Annotated in this window: 17 protein-coding genes; 14 read left to right on the top strand and 3 right to left on the bottom strand. The window is 72.0% G+C overall.

The genetic code is table 11. The features are described from left to right. Nucleotides 1–23 precede the first annotated feature (23 nt). Nucleotides 24–1859: a BCCT family transporter gene (locus tag ASG04_RS06475; RefSeq protein WP_056121681.1), complete on the top strand. Its 1836-nt coding sequence runs from the start codon at nt 24–26 to the stop codon at nt 1857–1859. A 222-nt stretch (nt 1860–2081) separates the two neighbouring features. Continuing rightward, nucleotides 2082–3983 carry a PIG-L family deacetylase gene (locus tag ASG04_RS06470; protein WP_056121679.1) on the top strand — a complete coding sequence of 634 codons (1902 nt, stop codon included), beginning with the start codon at nt 2082–2084 and terminating at the stop codon, nt 3981–3983. Between the two features lie 102 nt (nt 3984–4085). Here the strand turns inward: ASG04_RS06470 and ASG04_RS06465 are convergent, their stop codons facing one another. Beyond that, nucleotides 4086–4736: a DUF1345 domain-containing protein gene (locus ASG04_RS06465; RefSeq protein WP_235515461.1), complete on the bottom strand. Its 651-nt coding sequence runs from the start codon at nt 4734–4736 to the stop codon at nt 4086–4088. A 100-nt stretch (nt 4737–4836) separates the two neighbouring features. Between ASG04_RS06465 and ASG04_RS06460 the strand changes: the two genes are divergently transcribed. The 3 genes from ASG04_RS06460 to ASG04_RS06450 all read left to right on the top strand — a co-directional run bounded on the left by ASG04_RS06460 (nt 4837) and on the right by ASG04_RS06450 (nt 6732). Further along, nucleotides 4837–5535, top strand: coding sequence for an SGNH/GDSL hydrolase family protein (locus ASG04_RS06460; protein WP_162241696.1), 699 nt, complete (start codon nt 4837–4839; stop codon nt 5533–5535). Nucleotides 5536–5621: 86 nt separating this feature from the next. Continuing rightward, complete coding sequence (locus ASG04_RS06455; protein WP_056121675.1) at nt 5622–5993, top strand: DUF2255 family protein; 372 nt, start codon at nt 5622–5624, stop codon at nt 5991–5993. 73 nt (nt 5994–6066) lie between these two features. Beyond that, complete coding sequence (locus ASG04_RS06450) at nt 6067–6732, top strand: SDR family NAD(P)-dependent oxidoreductase (RefSeq protein ID WP_056121672.1); 666 nt, start codon at nt 6067–6069, stop codon at nt 6730–6732. A gap of 70 nt (nt 6733–6802) precedes the next feature. On the opposite strand, the gene ASG04_RS06445 is transcribed toward ASG04_RS06450, so the two are convergent. Then, a complete protein-coding gene (locus tag ASG04_RS06445) occupies nt 6803–7651 on the bottom strand; it encodes a DUF6807 family protein (protein ID WP_056121670.1) in 849 nt (282 codons plus the stop codon). 18 nt (nt 7652–7669) lie between these two features. Then, the gene (locus ASG04_RS06440; protein WP_056121669.1) at nt 7670–8416 is read right to left on the bottom strand and encodes a FadR/GntR family transcriptional regulator; all 747 of its coding nucleotides are present in this window, start codon (nt 8414–8416) and stop codon (nt 7670–7672) included. Between the two features lie 138 nt (nt 8417–8554). Between ASG04_RS06440 and ASG04_RS06435 the strand changes: the two genes are divergently transcribed. The 9 genes from ASG04_RS06435 (at nt 8555) to rlmN (ending at nt 18138) form a co-directional block, all read left to right on the top strand. Beyond that, nucleotides 8555–9940, top strand: coding sequence for an MFS transporter (locus ASG04_RS06435; protein ID WP_056121667.1), 1386 nt, complete (start codon nt 8555–8557; stop codon nt 9938–9940). After that, nucleotides 9937–11658, top strand: coding sequence for a dihydroxyacetone kinase family protein (locus ASG04_RS06430; protein WP_056121665.1), 1722 nt, complete (start codon nt 9937–9939; stop codon nt 11656–11658). The genes ASG04_RS06435 and ASG04_RS06430 overlap by 4 nt, the downstream gene beginning before the upstream one ends. Nucleotides 11659–11687: 29 nt before the next feature. Then, entirely contained in the window at nt 11688–12170 is a 483-nt protein-coding gene (locus ASG04_RS06425) for a ribose-5-phosphate isomerase (RefSeq protein WP_056121663.1), read from the top strand. A gap of 11 nt (nt 12171–12181) precedes the next feature. Then, nucleotides 12182–12958 (top strand): triose-phosphate isomerase family protein, encoded by a 777-nt coding sequence (locus tag ASG04_RS06420; protein ID WP_235515460.1) that lies wholly within the window; start codon nt 12182–12184, stop codon nt 12956–12958. Further along, nucleotides 12955–13785, top strand: a complete 831-nt coding sequence (locus ASG04_RS06415; protein ID WP_056121662.1) for a sugar phosphate isomerase/epimerase family protein — start codon at nt 12955–12957, stop codon at nt 13783–13785. The genes ASG04_RS06420 and ASG04_RS06415 overlap by 4 nt, the downstream gene beginning before the upstream one ends. Then, nucleotides 13782–14696: a phosphogluconate dehydrogenase C-terminal domain-containing protein gene (locus ASG04_RS06410; protein ID WP_056121660.1), complete on the top strand. Its 915-nt coding sequence runs from the start codon at nt 13782–13784 to the stop codon at nt 14694–14696. The genes ASG04_RS06415 and ASG04_RS06410 overlap by 4 nt, the downstream gene beginning before the upstream one ends. Before the next feature lie 115 nt (nt 14697–14811). Continuing rightward, nucleotides 14812–15687, top strand: a complete 876-nt coding sequence (locus ASG04_RS06405) for an alpha/beta fold hydrolase (RefSeq protein ID WP_056121657.1) — start codon at nt 14812–14814, stop codon at nt 15685–15687. Between the two features lie 160 nt (nt 15688–15847). Next, a complete protein-coding gene (locus tag ASG04_RS06400) occupies nt 15848–16852 on the top strand; it encodes a C40 family peptidase (protein ID WP_082517852.1) in 1005 nt (334 codons plus the stop codon). Nucleotides 16853–16896: 44 nt separating this feature from the next. Then, a complete protein-coding gene (gene rlmN, locus ASG04_RS06395; protein WP_056121653.1) occupies nt 16897–18138 on the top strand; it encodes a 23S rRNA (adenine(2503)-C(2))-methyltransferase RlmN in 1242 nt (413 codons plus the stop codon). The last annotated feature ends 378 nt before the right edge of the window (nt 18139–18516 follow it).

The raw sequence follows: 18516 nt of genomic DNA, 5'->3' as shown, positions 1-18516 counted from the left end.
GCTCAGCAGAGACCATGGTCTGCATGTCGACGACGAAATCGCCACCGCCCGCCACCGACACCCGGCGCCTGCGCACCTGGGTCTTCTGGCCCGCCGCCGTCATCGTGCTCGGCTTCGTCGCCTGGACGCTCATCGCGCCGGCGTCCGCCGAAGCCGTCTTCGGGGCCCTGCAGGACGGCATCGTCCGGAACTTCAGCTGGTACTACGTCCTCGTCGCCGCGTTCTTCGTCGCGTTCTCGCTCTTCGTCGGGTTCAGCAAGTTCGGGGACATCAAGCTCGGCAAGGACACCGACGAACCGGAGTTCTCCACCGGCTCGTGGTTCTCGCTGCTGTTCGCCGCGGGCATGGGCATCGGCCTGGTCTTCTACGGGGTGTCGGAGCCGCTCAGCCACTACGCGTCCCCGCGGCCCGGCGTCACCGGCACGACCGCGGAGCTCGCGCAGCAGGCGATGACGCAGACGTTCCTGCACTGGGGCCTGCACGCGTGGGCGATCTACGTCGTCCTCGGCCTGGCGCTCGCCTACGCGATCCACCGCCGCGGCCGCCCGGTCTCGATCCGCTGGGCACTCGAGCCACTGCTGGGGGACCGGGTCCGCGGTGGCTGGGGCAACGTCATCGACGTCCTGGCCCTGATCGGCACGCTGTTCGGCGTCGCGACGTCCCTGGGCCTCGGCGTCCTGCAGATCGGTGCCGGGCTCGAGCGCGCCGGCATCGCCGACAGCAGCTTCGTCAGCCAGATCGCGATCATCGCCGTGATCACCGCGCTCACGATCGTGTCCCTCGTCACCGGTGTGTCGAAGGGCATGAAGCTCCTGTCCAACTTCAACCTGCTGCTGGCTGCCGCGCTGCTGCTGTTCGTGCTCATCGTCGGGCCGACCCAGTTCCTGCTACGCGACTTCGTGCAGTCGATCGGCAACTACCTGCAGAACATCGTCGGGCTGTCGTTCAACGTCAGCGCGCAGCAGGGCGCCGCGGGTGAGGCCTGGCAGGGCGCCTGGACGACCTTCTACTGGGGTTGGTGGATGTCGTGGGCGCCGTTCGTCGGCATCTTCATCGCGCGGATCTCGAAGGGCCGCACCGTCCGGCAGTTCGTGTTCGGCGTGCTGCTCGTCCCCACCGCACTGACGTTCCTGTGGTTCGCGGTCCTCGGCGGAGCGGCCATCCACCGGCAGACCGACGGTGCCGGGGGAATGGTCGGTGCGAACGGGTCCGTCGACGTCGAGGGTTCGCTGTTCACGCTGCTCGCCGGACTGCCCGCCGGTCTCGTGCTGACGTTCGGGGCGATCCTCCTCATCGGCGTGTTCTTCGTCACCTCGTCCGACTCCGGCTCGCTCGTCATGGCGATGATCGCGTCCGGCGGGGACATCGAGCCGAAGAACTGGCTGCGCGTCTTCTTCGCCACCGTCTCCGCGCTGCTGGCGGTCGCGCTGCTGCTGACCGGCGGGCTGAACGCGCTGAAGACCGCGGCGATCACGACCGCGCTGCCGTTCAGCATCGTGCTGCTGCTGACGTGCTGGTCGACGATCATCGCCTTCACCCGCGAACGGCGCGCGTACGACCGGGCCGAGCGTGCGCTGCTGCTCGAGCGCGTCGGCGACTACTACGGCCTCGAGGTCGACGGTCCGGCCCAGCGCTCCGGTCGCGCGCACGCGTGGCGTTCAGTGCGTGACCGGCTGTCCGGACGCCCGCGGCCGACGCCGCAGGAGCGGCCCACCGCAGCGACCTCCGCGACCGCCGACGGCACCGTGCTGACCGAACCGGTGTCGCCGGACCCGGCCACGGACGGAGCACGCGACCCGGCCACGGACGGAGCACGCGACTCGACCGCTGCGACGACCTCCGGAACCGACCGCGTCTGACGCGACCCGACGTCGGACAGGAGGCCCGGTGCCAGCTGGCACTGCGCCTCCTGTCCGACGCCGGGTCAGCCCCGTCGGCGGCGCCGATGCGCGCCGTTGCGGGGTTCCGTGCGGTGCGGTGTGCCGCATGGTTCTCATGCGGTACTTCCGCACCCGTGGCGTGCGGTGGTTCTCTCGGAGGACCGCGGCCACCCTGGGTCCGCGCGGGAATCGGACACGACGATGCGACTACGACTGCGCCCTCGAGCGCGCCTCCGGGCGCTCACCATCACCGCCCTGGCGGTGGTCGCCGCGCTGACGGCGACCCTGTCCCTGGGGGCCACCACGTCGGCCGACGCCGCCGGGTCCTGCACCGCCGGGTCGCAGATCTCCGTGGTCGCCCACCCCGACGACGACCTGTTCTTCATGAACCCGGCCGTGCTCGGCAAGGTCACCGCGTCCGGGTGGTGCACCACGACGGTGTACGTCACGTCGGGCGACGCCGGTCGCGGGAGCTCCTACTCGACCGCGCGCGAGTCCGGCGTGCGGGCCGCCTACGCGACGATGACGAACACCGCGAACACGTGGACGACGGCTCGCGAGACCGTCGCCGGGCACACCGTGCAGCGGTCGACGCTCAAGGCGCTCCCCGGCGTGCAGCTCGTGTTCATGCGGCTGCCCGACGGCAACATCGACGGGTCCGGGTTCTCGGCGACCGGGTGGCAGAGCCTCGAGCAGCTGATGGAGGGCTGGATCCCCACGATCTCGACCGTGGCGTCGCCGTCGCAGACCTACACGCAGCAGACCTTCGTGGACACCGTCGGGGCGCTCCTGACCAAGGCGGCGCCCACGGTCATCCGCACGCAGGACTACATCGACGGCTTCGGTTCCGACACCGACCACAGCGACCACCACGCGGTCGGACAGCTCACGCTGCGCGCACGGAACGCCGTCGCCCCGTCCGTGTCGATCACGCCCTACCTCGGGTACCCGACCGTGCAGCTCGCGGCCAACGTGACGGGTGCCGACCTCTCCGCCAAGGCGGCCGCGTACTACGCCTACGCCCCGTACGACTCGCTGATCTGCCAGACGGCCGCCGCCTGTGCGGGGCAACCCGAGGAACAGTGGCTGCCCCGCCAGCACGTCGTCGCCGACCTGACCGCCCCGGGCACCCCGGGCGGTGGCGGCACCGGCACGGACCCCACCGGTGGGGGTGGCGGCACCGGCACCGACCCCTCGGGTGGGACCGGCACCTCCGCCGGCAACGCGGCGGCGTCCGCGCAGGTCACCGCATCGTCGCAGAACGCCAGCGGCGGCCAGGGAGCCGTCAAGGTCATCGACGGCGTCGCCGACGGCTACCCGGGCACCGCGACCGCGGAGTGGGCGTCGCAGGGCGGCCGCACCGGGACGTGGGTGCAGCTGACCTGGATGGAACCGATCGCGATCAACCGGATCGTGCTGTTCGACCGGCCGAACACCGACGACCAGGTCACCGCCGGCACGCTGACGTTCTCGGACGGGACGACCGTGCCGGTCCCCACCCTGGCGAACGCCGGGACCGCAAACGAGATCGCGTTCAGCACGAAGACCGTCACGAGCGTGCGGCTCACCGTCACGGGTGTCAGCTCCACGACCCGGAACGTCGGCCTGTCCGAGATGCAGGCGTGGACGCCCGCATCCACCACGACTCCGCCGACCACGACCCCGCCGACGACCACCCCGTCGACGACGAACCAGGCCGGCAGCGCGACCGTCGTCGCGTCGTCCCAGTCCACCGCCACCGGCCAGACCGCGGACAAGGCGGTCGACGGCGTGATCGACGGCTACCCGGGCGTCGCGAGTGCCGAGTGGGCCACCAACGGTGGACGCACGGGCTCGACGCTGCGGCTGACGTGGGCGGCACCGGTGAGCATCGGCCGTCTGGTGCTGTACGACCGGCCGAACACCGACGACCAGGTCACCGCCGGCACCGTGACGTTCTCGGACGGCACGACCGTCGCCGTCGGCGCACTCGACAACGCGGGCGCGGCGACCACGGTCAGCTTCGCGGCCCGGACGGTCTCGTCGCTCACGTTCACGGTCACCGGGGTGAGCGGGTCGACGCGGAACGTCGGGCTCGCGGAGCTGCAGGTGTACTCCGGCTGAGCCGGACTGCGGACGCCGGGCCCGGTGCCAACCGGCACCGGGCCCGGTGCGCGTTTCCACCCGGCCCGGCGTCCGGTTCCACCGGGCCCGGCGCACTCGCCGCTACGACGCCAGGCCGGCGACCAGGTTGATGACGCTCGCGATGACGACGGTGCCGAAGAAGAACGACAGCAGCGCGTGGCGGAGGGTGGCGCGACGGATCGCGCTCGTCCGGATCGTCGTGTCGGACACCTGGTACGTCATGCCGACGGTGACGGCGAAGTACGCGAAGTCGGAGTACTGCGGCGGCTCGTCCTGGTTGAAGTCGATCCCACCCGGGGTGCCGCTGTAGTACAGCTCGGCGTACCGCAGGGTGAAGAGCGTCTGGACGAGCAGCCACGACAGGAAGACACTCACCACGCCGAGCGCCGCGGCCGCGTCCTGCGCGTCACCGCGGAGCCCCCGGGCACTGCCGAGCACGACCAGCAGGGCGACGACGCTGGCGAGTGAGGCCCCCACCAGCAGCAGGTCCGAGGCGGTGCGACGGGGGTCCTCGCGCGCGGCGCTCGCACCCGTCTGCGGTCCGTCGAACCGGAGGAGCGGCCACGCGGTCGCCACGTACACCGCGCATGCGGCGGCCCATCCGATCGACGGTGCCCACCGAGCCCCGACCGTCAGCCAGGCGACGACAGCGGCGACGACCCCGACGGCGAGCATGAGCAGGAGACGGTGGCGGTACCGCTCGGGGCGGTGCGCGTGCGGGGTGAGGTCCACCGGGCCAGCATCGCACCGGCACCCGTCCCGACGACGTTCCCTGTCAGCCTTCGTGGACAACGACCGGGACGGTCATGGACCCTCCGGGCACACTGGGGTGATGCGGCGGACGGGCACCACGATCACGGCGGTCATCGGCGCACTCGGCATCATCGTCGGCATCGGGTTCGTCGTCGCCGAGCACCCCGCCGGGGCGTCCGCGGGGTCGAACGGGTCCACGACGCCGACAGCCGAGCCCGGGCGTCGGGTGGCGACGATCGGGGACTCGATCATGGCCGGGTACGGCCTCGACAGCGACGCCGACGCCTGGCCGGCGATGCTCGCCCGCGCCGACCACCTCGACGTCACGAACCTGGCGTGCAGCGGAGCCGGCTTCGTCGTCGACGGGGACTGCGGCGACGACTTCTCGGGACTCGTCTCCCAGGCAGTCGCGGTCCACCCGTCGATCGTCGTGCTGCAGTCCTCCGACAACGACCTGGGCCAGGACCCCGCGGCGATCGACACCGCGACCCGGCAGGCCGTCGACCAGCTCCACGCGGCGCTGCCGCACGCCCGCATCGTCGGCTTCTCCACCCTCTGGGACCAGCCCGGCGACGTCCCCGACGAGGTCGCGCAGAGCTCGACGAGCCTCCGGCGCGCGGTCGAGGCCGACGGCGGCCGGTTCGTCGACCTCGGGCAACCGCTCGTCGGCCACGTCGACCTGCTGCAGGCGGACAGCGAGCACCCCACCGTCGCCGGGCAGCGGGTGCTCACCCGGGTCGTCGAGCGGGCGCTGCGCCGCGCCCGCGTCCCGCTCTGAGCCGGCCCGGCCGGGGTGTCCCACCAGGGCACGTCACGACGGCGGGCGTCCTCGTACCGTGGGAGACCCCGAACCGGAAGGACCCCATGCCCTGGGACGACGACACCCTGACCGCCATCGCCGACACCGACGACCTGCACGTCGCACCGTTCCGTGAGGACGGCACCACATACGGCACCCCGACCTGGATCTGGTCGGTCGTCGTCGACGGTGCCCTGTACGCCCGCGCCTACAACGGTCGCCGCTCCCGCTGGTACCGCGCCGCCGTCACCCAGGGCGCGGGACGGATCAGCGCGGCCGGTGCCGAGCACGATGTGACCTTCACCGAGGCGGACCCCGCCGTGAACAGCCGCGTCGACGCCGCCTACGAGACCAAGTACGCCGACAGCGAGTACCTGCCGCCCATGCTGCAGGACGGCCCGACCTCGGCGACCGTCCGCATCGAGCCGCGCGACTGACCCGCACCCCGACGTCACAGCCGCCCGGGCCAGAGTCGGAACCGGACCACCCACCGAACCGCAGAGGAACCGCATGACCACCATCGCGATCATCGGCGCCGGCAAGGGCCTCGGCCTCGCCGTCGCCCGCCGCTTCGCCCGCGAGGGCTTCGCCGTCGCACTCGTCGCCCGCAACCAGGACCGCGTCGACGCGCTCGCCGCCGAGCTCCGCCAGGACGGCCACAGCGCCGCCGGGTACACGGCGAACGTCCGCGACCCCGAGTCCATCCGCCACGCACTCGAGCGCGCCACCGAGGAGCTCGGCCCCATCGAGGTGCTGCAGTACAGCCCCCTGCCGGCCAAGGAGTACATGCGCCCCGTGCTCGAGACCACCGAGGCCGACCTGGTCGGCCCGATCGAGTTCTCGGTCTACGGCGCGGTCGCCGCCGCCCGCCAGGCGATCCCGGGCATGCGCGCCATCGGCCACGGCACGCTGCTGTTCGTCAACGGCGCCAGCGCGGTGCGTCCCGCCGACCGGGTGACGGGCACGTCGGTCGCCTTCGCAGCCGAGAGCGCGTACGCGCAGCTCCTGCACGAGGCGCTCGCACCCGAGTCGATCCACGTCGGGCAGCTCATCATCCCGTTCGGCATCGACGACGGGCAGGACGCCCACGCGTCCGAGGCGGTCGCCGAGCACCTGTGGTCCATGCACACGGACCGTGGCGACTTCCGCCGCTACGCAGAGGCACTGTCGGACTGAGCTGCGGTGCGGATCGACTGGAGGCTCGGTGCCGGACCGGCACCGGGCCTCCCGTCCGTCACGGCGCGCGTCACCGCCGCAGCAGCGCGACGGGATCGGCCCGCCCGTCCGCCACCACCGCGCGGAACGCGCGGACCAGCGGGACGCCCGGCCAGACGGTCGCGGCGGTGGACCAGGCCAGGGCCGAGCCGATCGCGGGGTACTCCGCGGCGCGCACGAACCAGGGGTCGGCGTGACCGAAGGCCTGCAGGACCACCGTCGCCGGACCCGCGGCGAAGTCCGCCGACCACGCGACCCACGGTGCGACCGAGCCGTGCACGGCCGTCTCGCCCCGGCCGTGCGCCGTCCGGACGTCGATGTCGGCGCAGTCGGGGAACCGCCAGAACAGCCCGCCGTACCCGGCGCCGGCGCGGCCGTTGCTGCCCGGGCCGCCGAGCCGCACCGGGGTGGAGCCGGCCGTCCGGAACGTCGAGGACGTCCGGAGCTCCCATGCGTCGGTGCCGAGCCCACGGCACGCGGTGACGCGTTCCTCGAGCAGGAGGGGTCGTCCGTCGTGTCCGCGCCACGCGAGCTCCGTCGTCCGGGTGTCGCCGTCCAGCGCGGCACGCTCGACCGTCACCCGTCCGTGGTCGTCCCGCCAGACGTAGCCCGTGTCCCGGACGTACGTGGGGCCGCCCCAGCAGTTCACACCGTCGACGTCCGGGATCGCGACACCGACGCCGGAGTGCCAGTCGTGGTCGTCGGGGTGATCTGCGCTGACGACCGTGCCGCCGAGGGTCCGGACCGGGTGCAGGGAGGGCCGCGGGACCGAGGTGGGCGCCGTGCCGCCGCCGTCGGTCTCGGTCGCGACCACGATCGGGGCGCCTCCGGCACCGCGGAGCTCCCAGCGGTGCAGGACCTGGTCTCGGGCGGTCGTCACGGATCGAGCCTGCCGGGGCTACTCGGCGGCGACGGGGTCGGCGTGCTCGATGCGGGCACTCGCCGTGGCCATGTGCTCGTCCATCGCTCGCTGGGTGGCGAGCACGTCCCCGGTCCGCAGCGCCTCGAAGATCGCGCGGTGCTCGTCGTACGCGGCCTGGGTGGCCTCGCGGGTGCGGACGCGGCGTCCGACCCACACGCTGAGCATCGAGCGGAGGCTCTGCAGCAGGTCGGCCATCACCTCGTTGCCGGCGGCCCGCGCGAGCAGCACGTGGAACCGCACGTCCGCGTCGATGAAGGCCTCGGGGTCGTCGAGCGTCGCCTCCTGGCGCTGCAGGTACTCGCCGAGCTCCTCGACCTGCTCCGGCGTCGCGCGCTGCGCCGCCAGGATCGCCGCCGTGCGTTCGAGCGAGGACCGCACCTCGAGCAGCTCCCGCGTGCGGTTCGAGGCGAGCATGAGCCCCCACGACAGCGTCGTCGGCAGCAGGTCGGACGTGCCGCCCTGCAGGTACGTCCCCGACCCGGGCCGGATCTGCACGATGCCGAGGATCTCGAGCGCCGCCAGGGCCTCGCGCACGGCCGACCTGCCGACACCGAGCCGTTCGGCCAGCACCCGCTCGGACGGCAGTCGGGAACCCGGAGCCAGGTCTCCCGCGGTCAGCAGACCCACCAGTTGTCGGGCGACCTCCGACGCGGGCGACCCCGTCGCCACGGACTCCAGTTCGAGCCGGATGTTGAGGGGGTCGTTCTCGCTGAACGCGGGCATGTGCCGAGCGTAGCGGTGCGACCCTCCTCGGCGTCGTCGTGCGGTGATATTGGTCAACCGGTTGACAACCCGATCCGGACCGCGCAGGATGGTCGAGTTCCATCCCCGACCAACGTCGTTCCACCAGCAGGAGTCACCGTGGACATCCCCGCCACCCGAGGCATCCCGACCTCGGTCGTCGAGAAGACGACCATCCGGAAGATCGCCATCCGCATCGTGCCCTTCGTGGCGCTGATGTTCTTCATCAACTTCCTCGACCGCACCGCGATCTCCTTCGCCGCGCCGAACGGGATGGAGGCCGACCTCGGCCTCACCGCCGCGCAGTTCGGCTTCGCCTCCGGTGTGTTCTTCATCGGGTACCTGGTGCTCGAGGTCCCGTCGAACCTGGCCCTGCACAAGTTCGGCGCGCGCATCTGGCTCGCCCGCATCATGATCACGTGGGGCATCGTCTCGCTGCTCTTCACGTGGGTGCAGAACTACCCGCAGCTGGTCGGGCTGCGCTTCCTGCTCGGCATCGCGGAGGCCGGGTTCTTCCCGGGGGCGATCCTGTTCCTGTCGACCTGGGTCCCCGCCCGCCACCGCGGCAAGATGCTCGCGCTGTTCTACCTGGCGCAGCCCCTGACCAGCGTGATCGGCTCGCCCCTCGCCGGGTGGCTCATGACGCACGAGGGCCTGCTCGGTGGTCTCGCCGGCTGGCGCTTCATGTTCCTCTGCGTCTCGATCCCGGCGATCATCGTCGGCATCCTGTGCCTGTTCGTGCTCAAGGACAAGCCGTCCCAGGCGAAGTGGCTCGACGAGGACGAGAAGGTCTGGCTCGAGACCGCCCTGGCGAAGGAGAACCAGTCCAAGAACGACGGCCACGGCAAGGGCGGCCTGCGTGCGGCGTTCGGCAACGGTCGTGTCTGGATGCTCGCGTTCGTCTACTTCGGCTTCATCTACGGCCTCTACGCGCTGAGCTTCTTCCTGCCGACGATCATCGACGGCTTCCAGGAGCAGTTCGGCACCACGTTCGACCTGTTCCAGAAGGGCATGATCACGGCGATCCCGTACATCCCCGCCGCGGTCGTCCTGTACTTCTGGTCCCGCGACGCGTTCCGACGCGGCGTCCGGGTCTGGCACATCGCGCTCCCCGCCCTCGTCGGCGGCCTGAGCATCCCCGTCGCGCTGTTCATGAACTCCCCGGCGGCCACCGTCGCGGTCATCGCGGTGACGGCGTGTGCGATCTTCGCGGCGCTGCCGAACTTCTGGACCGTCCCCACGCAGTTCCTCACCGGAGCAGCGGCGGCGGCCGGCGTCGCCCTCATCAACACCGTCGGCAACCTCGGCGGCTTCGCGGCCCCGCTGATCACCGGTGTGGTCAGCGAGTGGACCGGCGGCTACCAGGTGCCGATGTTCATCGTCGGCTTCTTCATGGTCCTGTCGAGCATCCTCATGGTGGTGGTCTCGCGCCAGCACCGCCTGGGCGGTGACGCGCCGACCACGGCCGACGTCGAGCGTGCCGTGGCCCAGGAGACCGGCGCATGACCCGCCTGTTCAACGACCCGGCGGACTTCGCCGACGAGATGGTCGACGGCTTCGTCGCCGCGAACCGGGCCCGGGTCCGCCGGGTGCACGGCGGCGTCGCCCGGTCGACGACCAGCCCGGACGGCACCGTCGCCCTGGTCATCGGCGGCGGCTCCGGCCACTACCCGGCCTTCGGCGGTCTGGTCGGCCACGGACTGGCTGCCGGTGCGGCGATGGGGAACCTCTTCGCCAGCCCCAGCGCCCAGCAGGTCACCGCGGTGGCGAAGGCGTCCGAGCACGGCGGCGGCGTGTTGCTTTCGTACGGCAACTACGCGGGCGACGTCCTGAACTTCGACGCCGCCGAACGTGCGCTGCGCGACGCGGGCATCGAGGTCCGCACGGTCCGCGTCACCGACGACGTCGCCTCCGCCCCGGCGGACGAGGCACGCAGGCGGCGTGGCATCGCGGGGGACCTCTGCGTCTTCAAGGTCGCCGGTGCCGCCGCGGAGCAGGGCAGGACCCTGGACGAGGTGACCGCCATCGCCGAACGCGCCAACGACCGCACGCGCAGCTTCGGCGTCGCGTTCTCCGGCTGCTCCCTCCCCGGCGCCGACGAGCCGCTCTTCACCGTCCCCGAGGGCCGCATGGCGATCGGGATGGGCATCCACGGCGAACGCGGCATCGACGAGACCGACGTCCCCACCGCATCGGAACTCGCCACCCTGCTGGTCGAGAAGCTCCTCACCGAGATGCCCGACGGCGTCGCGGTCGACGGCGCCCACGTCGTGCCGGTCCTGAACGGTCTGGGCAGCGTGAAGTACGAGGAGCTCTTCGTCGTCTACGCCACGGTCCAACGGCTCCTCACGGAGGCCGGCGCCGTGGTCGTCGAGCCCGAGGTCGGGGAACTCGTCACGAGCTTCGACATGGCCGGGGTGTCGCTGACGCTGTTCTGGCTCGACGCGGAACTCGAGGAACTGTGGGCAGCGCCGGCGGACAGCCCCGCCTTCCGCAAGGGCGGTGCCGTCCCGCAGGAGCGACTGCCCGAGGCCGTGCTCGCCGCCGGTGTCGCGGTCCCGGTCACCCCGGGCACGCCCGAGTCCCAGCAGTCCGCCCGCATCGTCGCCGAGGCGGTCACCGCGGTCCGCCGCACGATCGACGCCCACGCCGACGAGCTCGGCCGGATCGACGCGGTCGCCGGGGACGGCGACCACGGCATCGGCATGCAGCGCGGGTCCACCGCCGCCGACGCGGCCGCGACCGACGCCGCAGCGCGCGGTGCGGGCGCTGGCAGCGTGCTGGCGATCGCCGGGGACGCCTGGTCCGACAAGGCCGGCGGCACGTCCGGTGCCATCTGGGGTGCCGCCCTGGAGGCCATGGGTCGCGTCATCGGGGACCAGGAGCGTCCGTCGCCCGCCACCGTGCAGGACGCGGTGCACGCCGCCGCCGAGGCGGTCCTCGCCTTCGGCGCGGTCGTCGGGGACAAGACCATGGTCGACGCGCTCGTCCCGTTCGACGACGTGCTCGCCGCCCGGGTCGCAGCCGGTGAGGACCTCGTCACGGCGTGGACCGCCGCCTCGGACGCGGCCCAGCACGCTGCCGACGCCACCGCGGCGCTCCTGCCCCGCATGGGTCGGGCCCGCACCCACGGCGAGGACGCGGTCGGCACGCCCGACGCCGGCGCGGTCTCGTTCGCCCTCATCACCGCGGCCGTCCTGTCGACGATCGCCGTCCCGGCCTGACCGGCACGCACCACACGAAAGGCACACCCATGAGCACCCAGTTCCGTCTCGTCGTCGGCTCGGACGACGCCGGCTTCGACTACAAGGAGATCATCAAGCGGGACCTCGAGGCCGACCCCCGTGTCGTGTCCGTGGTCGACGTGGGAGTGGACGCGGACGGGCACACCGCCTACCCGCACGTCGCCGTCGACGCGGCCCGCATGGTCGCCGCCGGCGAGGCGGACCGGGCGATCCTGATCTGCGGCACCGGCCTCGGTGTGGCGATCGCGGCGAACAAGGTCCCCGGCATCCGTGCCGTGACCGCGCACGACTCCTTCAGCGTCGAGCGCTCGGTGCTGTCGAACGACGCGCAGGTGCTCTGCATGGGCCAGCGCGTCGTCGGCATCGAGGTCGCCCGCCGGATGGCGAAGGAGTGGCTCGGCTACGAGTTCGACACCACGTCCGCGAGCGCCGACAAGGTCAACGCGATCTGCGAGTACGACGGCAGCGCCCCGGTCGGGACCGACGCGTGAGCCTGGCCACGGTGACGCCCCGACTGACGATCGGGGTGTCGTTGAAGATGTACTTCGGGCACGCCCGGACGCTGGCGTGGGCGTCCGCCGTGGCCGACGTCGCCCGCACGCACCCCGCCGTCACCAGCGGCGCGGTCGAGCTGTTCGTGATCCCGACGTTCCCGTCGCTCGTCCCGGTCCGGGCAGCGCTCGAGGGCACTCCGGTGCTGCTCGGCGCGCAGGACCTGGCGTGGGCCGACGAGGGCGCCTTCACCGGCGAGGTCTCCGGCCGCGAGCTCGCCGAGATCGGTGTCGACCTCGTCGAGATCGGGCACGCGGAGCGTCGCTCCCTGTTCCACGAGTCGGACCAGGACGTCGCGGGGAAGGTGCACGCCGCCTTCCGCAACCACCTACGTCCCCTGATCTGCGTCGGTGAGTCGACCCGGTCCTCCCGTCTTGACACGATCGCGGAGGTCACCGGCCAGCTCGACCGGTTCGTCGCGACGGCCGTCGCGGACCACCTCGCGGGACCGGTCATCGTCGCCTACGAGCCGGTCTGGGCGATCGGAGCACCGCAGCCGGCGCCGGACGAGCACATCGTCGAGGTCCTCGCCGGCATCGAGGCGCACGTCGCGACCCGGCCCGAGCTCGCCGGCAGCGTGGTGGTCTACGGCGGCAGCGCCGGACCCGGGCTGCTCACGCGCGGGCAGGGCCGCATCGGCGGGCTGTTCCTCGGCCGCTTCGCCCACGACCCCGCGGCGATCCAGACGATCCTCGACGAGGCCGAGGCACTGGTGGTGACCGCATGACCTCGCTGCTCGGCCTCTCCACCTACGCCTACTTCTGGCGGATGTCGGACCGCGTGCCGTCGCCGATGTCCCTCGACGACGCGATGCGCGACGCCGCCGCCCAGGGTGTCGACCTGTTCCAGATCTGCGACCACCCGCCGCTCGACACCGCGTCGGACGAGCGTCTGGCATCGATCCGTGAACTCGCGGCGTCGCTCGGGCTCACGCTCGAGGTCGGGACCAGGGGCACCGCGCCCGCCCACCTCGCGCGCTGGCTCCACATCGCACTCGCGCTCGGAGCGACGCTGGTCCGCTCGATGTGGAGCTCCGGGGACGACCTGCCCTCGGCCGCCGAGACCGAACGGCGCGTGCTCGAGGCCCTGCCCGCGTACGAGGCGGCCGGCGTGGTCCTCGCCCTCGAGACGTACGAGGTCGTGTCCACTGCCGAGCTCGTCGCCCTCGTCGCCGCGGTCGGGTCACCCTCGCTCGGGATCTGCCTCGACCCGGCGAACACCGTCGCCAACCTGGAACACCCGTCCGACGTCGTCGAGGCGTGCCTGCCGTACGTCGTGAACTGGCACGTCAAGGACGCCGACTTCACCCGGTCGCCCGGCTGGGTCGGGTTCCAGTACACCGGCGTGCCGATCGGCACCGGTCGCATCGACCACGCCGCCGTCCGCGCCGCCATCGCGCCCGACGTGCGCGGCATCAACCGGGTCATCGAGTTCTGGCTCCCGTGGCAGGACGCCACCGTCGGAGCGACCGGGGACCCCGCAGAGACCACCACCCGCACCGAAGCGGCGTGGACCACACAGACCATCGAGTACACCAGGAGCTGGGAATCATGACCGACATCGCCACCACGCACACCATCGCCGCAGGCTCGGGCACCGCCGACGTCACCGTCGCCGTGATCGGTGCCGGCGGCAAGATGGGCACCCGCGTCTCGAACAACTTCGCCAAGAGCGAGTACACGACGCTCTACAGCGAGGCCTCGCCCGCGGGGCAGGAGCGCATCCAGGGGCTCGGCCGTTCGATCACGGACAGCCTCGACGCAGCAGCCGTGGCCGACGTCGTGGTCCTCGCCGTGCCCGACGTCCTGCTCGGCAGCATCTCCGAGCAGCTCGTCCCCGCCATGAAGCCGGGCGCGACGATCCTGACGCTCGACCCGGCCGCCGCGTACGCCGGGCTGCTCGCGAAGCGCGAGGACATCCACTACGCCGTGGCGCACCCCTGCCACCCGTCGGTGTTCCTCGAGCGCACCACCAAGGAGGAGTGGGACGACACCTTCGGTGGCATCGCCGCCCCGCAGGAGGTCATCGCGGCCTTCGACGCGTCCGAGTCCCTCGGTGACGAGGGTGACCGCGCGAAGACGATCGCCGAGGCCGTCATCACGACCATGTACGCCCCCGTCATCCAGGTGCACTGGGTCACCGTCAAGCAGCTCGCCGTCCTCGAGCCGACGCTGGTCGAGACCATCGCCTGCATGATCGGCGACTTCCTCAACGACGCGCTCGAGGAGACCGTGACCGGCGTCGGTGTGCCCCGCGAGGCCGCCCGGGCGATGCTGTACGGCCACACCTGGATCGCGCTGACCAACGGGCTCCGCGGCTCGAACCCGTTCTCCGACGCCTGCCACATCGCGATGGGCTACGGCCGCGACAAGCTCATCAAGGAGGACTGGAAGCAGGTCTTCGACGACAGCGAGCTCGACAGCGTCATCGCCAAGATGCTGAAGATCGACGCCGTCAAGCGCTAGTCCAGCTGTCGGGAGCGCCCGGTGTCCGCCGTCGTGCGGGGGCCGGGCGCGCCGCCTGTGTGCCGTCACCGGACAGCCACGGCCCGTCCTTGGGCGCCGCGACTAGGTTCGGCGCATGACCAGCGAGCCGTGTGTGATCACCGGCGATGCCGCACGCGTGGAGACCGCCGTGCGCGGGACCGGGTCACCCGTGCTCGTGTTGCACGGGTCACCCGGGGGGATCGACGCCGCCGAGGTCATGAGCCGCTTCCTGCCCGAGGACCGGTTCCGCAGCGTGCTCCTGTCGCGACCGGGCTACCTCGGCACACCGATCGACCCCGAGCACGCGTCCATCGACGACGAGGCGGACCTGCTGGCGTCGGTGCTCGACGGGCTGGGCATCGACCGCGTCGGCGTGCTCGCCTGGTCCGGTGGCGGACCCGCCGCGTTCCGTCTGGCCGTCCGGCACCCGGACCGCGTCACTGCGATCGTGGCGGCGTCGGCGGTCAGTGGTCGGTGGGTGCCGTCGCGCACCGGGCCGGGGGAGTACCTCGTCGCCCACACGGCCCTCGGTGCCAGTCTGTCGGGCTGGGCGGCCCGGCACCTGCCGCGGGCCGTCGTCGGGGGCGCCGTCTCCGGGGTCAGCCGTCTGCGCGGACGCCGCCTCAAGGACCACGTCGAGGGCGTGCTCGACGACGACGACCGCCGCGCCTTCCTGCTCGACATGGCGGCCACGGGCAACAGCTCCGGGGCGCACCGTGCCGGGTGGGAGAACGACCTCCGGACCTTCGCGGCGATCGAGTCGCTGCAGCTCGACCGGGTCACCGCTCCCGTGCTCGTGCTGCACGGCGACGCGGACACCGAGGTCGACGTGTCACACAGCACCCGTGCGGCCAGCGAGGTCCCGGACGCCGAACTCGTGCTGCTGCCGGGCGGCACGCACTTCGCGCTGTGGGACCACGTCGACGCCGCTGCCGTGCAGGCCCGCGTCGCGGAGCACCTCGCTCGCTGACGCATGTGTCTGGCGAAGGCTGCGCTCAGCTCGACCCCCGTTCCCTGTGACGCACCGCAGGAAACGGGGTCACTTCCCCAGCCAGGACCCGGTCCGTGACCAATACGTTATCTTTCCGTGTCCCCCTCCCCGAGGCGGTGACCCGAACCCGGAAGGAACCATGGGACGCCACGCTCTGCCCGCTGCAGCCGACGACCGCCGGTCAGCACCCGCTCCGTCCCCCTCCCCTTCCCCCGCTGCGGCACCCCGCTCCCGCGGACGCCGTGCCGCATCCGGTCCGGCGCTCGCCCGTTCGAGCTACGTCGAGCACGAGCAGCCCGCCCGCGTGGTCGCGCTGCACCCGGTCCGCTCCGCAGCCGCGACCACACCCCTGGCCGGCGCAACGAAGGCCGGCGCAGCGAAGGCCGGCGCAGCGAAGGCCGGAGCAGCGACGTCCGGCGCAGCCTTCCTCTCGCGGACCGGGTCCCTCCGCGCCGAGCGCGCCCTCGACCCCCGCCACGTCCGTCGGGCGGCGAACGCCAAGCGCGCCGCGCTGATCCTCGCGCCGGCCCTGGCGTTCACATCCGCGCTCACGCTCTCCATGCCCGCGAACGCGGCGACCCCCGAGCCGACGGCTCCGCGGCTCACCACGACGTCCGAGCAGCTCCAGACCTACACGGTCGCGCACGACGTCGAGATCCCGGTCACGTCGACCGACAGCATGACGGCGACCACGACGACCACCGTCGTGTCCTACCCGACGCTCGTCACCCGCTTCGGCGTCACCACCGCCCAGGCCGAGTCCGCGATCTCCGCGGCGCTCTCCGCCGGCGGCGACCGGGCGACGGTCCTCGAGACCGCGCTGCAGTACCTGGGCGACCCGTACGTCGAGGGCGGCGCGAGCCACGCGGGCATCGACTGCTCGGGCCTGACGATGGTCGCGTACCAGGCGGTCGGCATCCAGCTCGTGCACTACGTCCCCACGCAGGACGCCGCCGCGACCACCATCCCCGACTCCGAGGCGAAGCCGGGCGACATGGTCGTCTACGACAACGAGGACCACGTCGGCCTGTACCTCGGCGACGGCCTCGTGCTGCAGGCCCCGCACCCGGGCGAGGTCGTCGACATCGTGCCGATGTACTCGGCCGCGCACCACTTCGCACGACTGCTGCCCGCCGGCTCCTGACGCCGGACGCCCGCGCCCGGCAGCGCGTCCCGTATCCTGGAGTGATGGCCACCGAGACCCGCACCCCGTTCGAGGAACAGCAGGCCGCACGCTCGGCCCGCCCGCAGGTGCGCCCGCGGACCGAGGGCTGGACCCAGGCCACCGACGGCGAGGGCCGCCCGCTCCTGCAGTTCGCCTCGCCCAAGCGCGGCAAGCCCCCGGAGCACCTCGCCGACCTGACCGTCGCCGAGCGCGAGGCCAAGGTCAAGGAACTCGGCCTGCCCGGCTTCCGTGCCAAGCAGCTGTCGACCCACTACTTCACGCACTACACGTCCGACCCCGAGCAGATGACCGACCTGCCGGCGGCCCAGCGCGACCAACTCGTCGCGGGCATGCTCCCGCCCCTCCTGACCGAGACCCGTCGTCTCGCGACGGACAAGGGCGACACGATCAAGTTCCTCTGGAAGCTGCACGACGGCGCCCTGGTCGAGTCCGTGCTCATGCGCTATCCCGGACGCATCACGCTCTGCGTCTCGTCCCAGGCCGGGTGCGGCATGAACTGCCCGTTCTGCGCCACCGGGCAGCAGGGGCTGACGCGCAACATGTCCACCGCCGAGATCATCGAGCAGATCGTCCGTGCCAACGCGGCCATCGCGGCGGGGGAGCTCGGGGGCGATCCGCGCAAGGGCGGCAAGGACCGTGTCGACGCCGAGCGGGTGACGAACATCGTGTTCATGGGCATGGGGGAGCCCCTGGCGAACTACAAACGCGTGATGGACGCCGTCCGCACCATGGTTGCCCCGCAGCCGCACGGCCTGGGGATGAGCGCGCGTGGCATCACCGTTTCGACCGTGGGGCTCGTGCCCGCCATCAACAAGCTCGCTGACGAGGGCATCCCGATCACCTTCGCGCTGTCGCTGCACGCGCCGGACGACGAACTCCGCGACGAGCTGATCCCGGTGAACTCGAAGTGGAAGGCGGACGAGGCGATCGACGCCGCCCACAACTACTACGTCAAGACCGGTCGACGGGTCTCGATCGAGTACGCGCTCATCAAGGACATGAACGACCACGCCTGGCGCGCCGACCTGCTCGCCGAGAAGCTCAACAAGCGCGGCAAGGGCTGGGTCCACGTCAACCCGATCCCGCTCAACCCGACGCCGGGTTCGGTGTGGACGTCATCAGAGGTGCACGTGCAGGACGAGTTCGTCCGCCGGCTCAACGCCGCGGGCATCCCGACCACGCTGCGCGACACCCGCGGCAAGGAGATCGACGGCGCCTGCGGTCAGCTCGCTGCGGCTGAGTAGACACGGCGTCCGTCACGGACAGGAGGCACGGTGCGGGTCCGCACCGTGCCTCCCGTCGTCCCCGGGGTCGCCCCGGCACGCCGCGGACCGGCCAGTTGCCCGTCACCGCAGGGATGCACGGCGTTCACCTCGATGCGACACGCCCGGGAGGAACCACGGTTGGCGGGCCCCCTGGCCCCTGTGTAAAGTAATCACTCGTTGCCGCAGAGGCGGAGAACGGAACGGCCGAGACGGTCACGGGGTGCAAACCCCAAGACGCAGTCCGGACGGGGTCCCGCTCAGGCAACCAGCTCCGGAGTTCGACTCCGGTGGCACACCAAGAACGAATGCCTCTCTGGCGGAACCTCTGACGGGGTCGAGCGGGGAGTGCGTCTGGTC

It is taken from the genome of Curtobacterium sp. Leaf183 (assembly GCF_001424385.1).
In the GTDB taxonomy this organism is placed as follows: domain Bacteria; phylum Actinomycetota; class Actinomycetes; order Actinomycetales; family Microbacteriaceae; genus Curtobacterium.
This window is presented reverse-complemented; position numbering and strand designations above follow the sequence as displayed.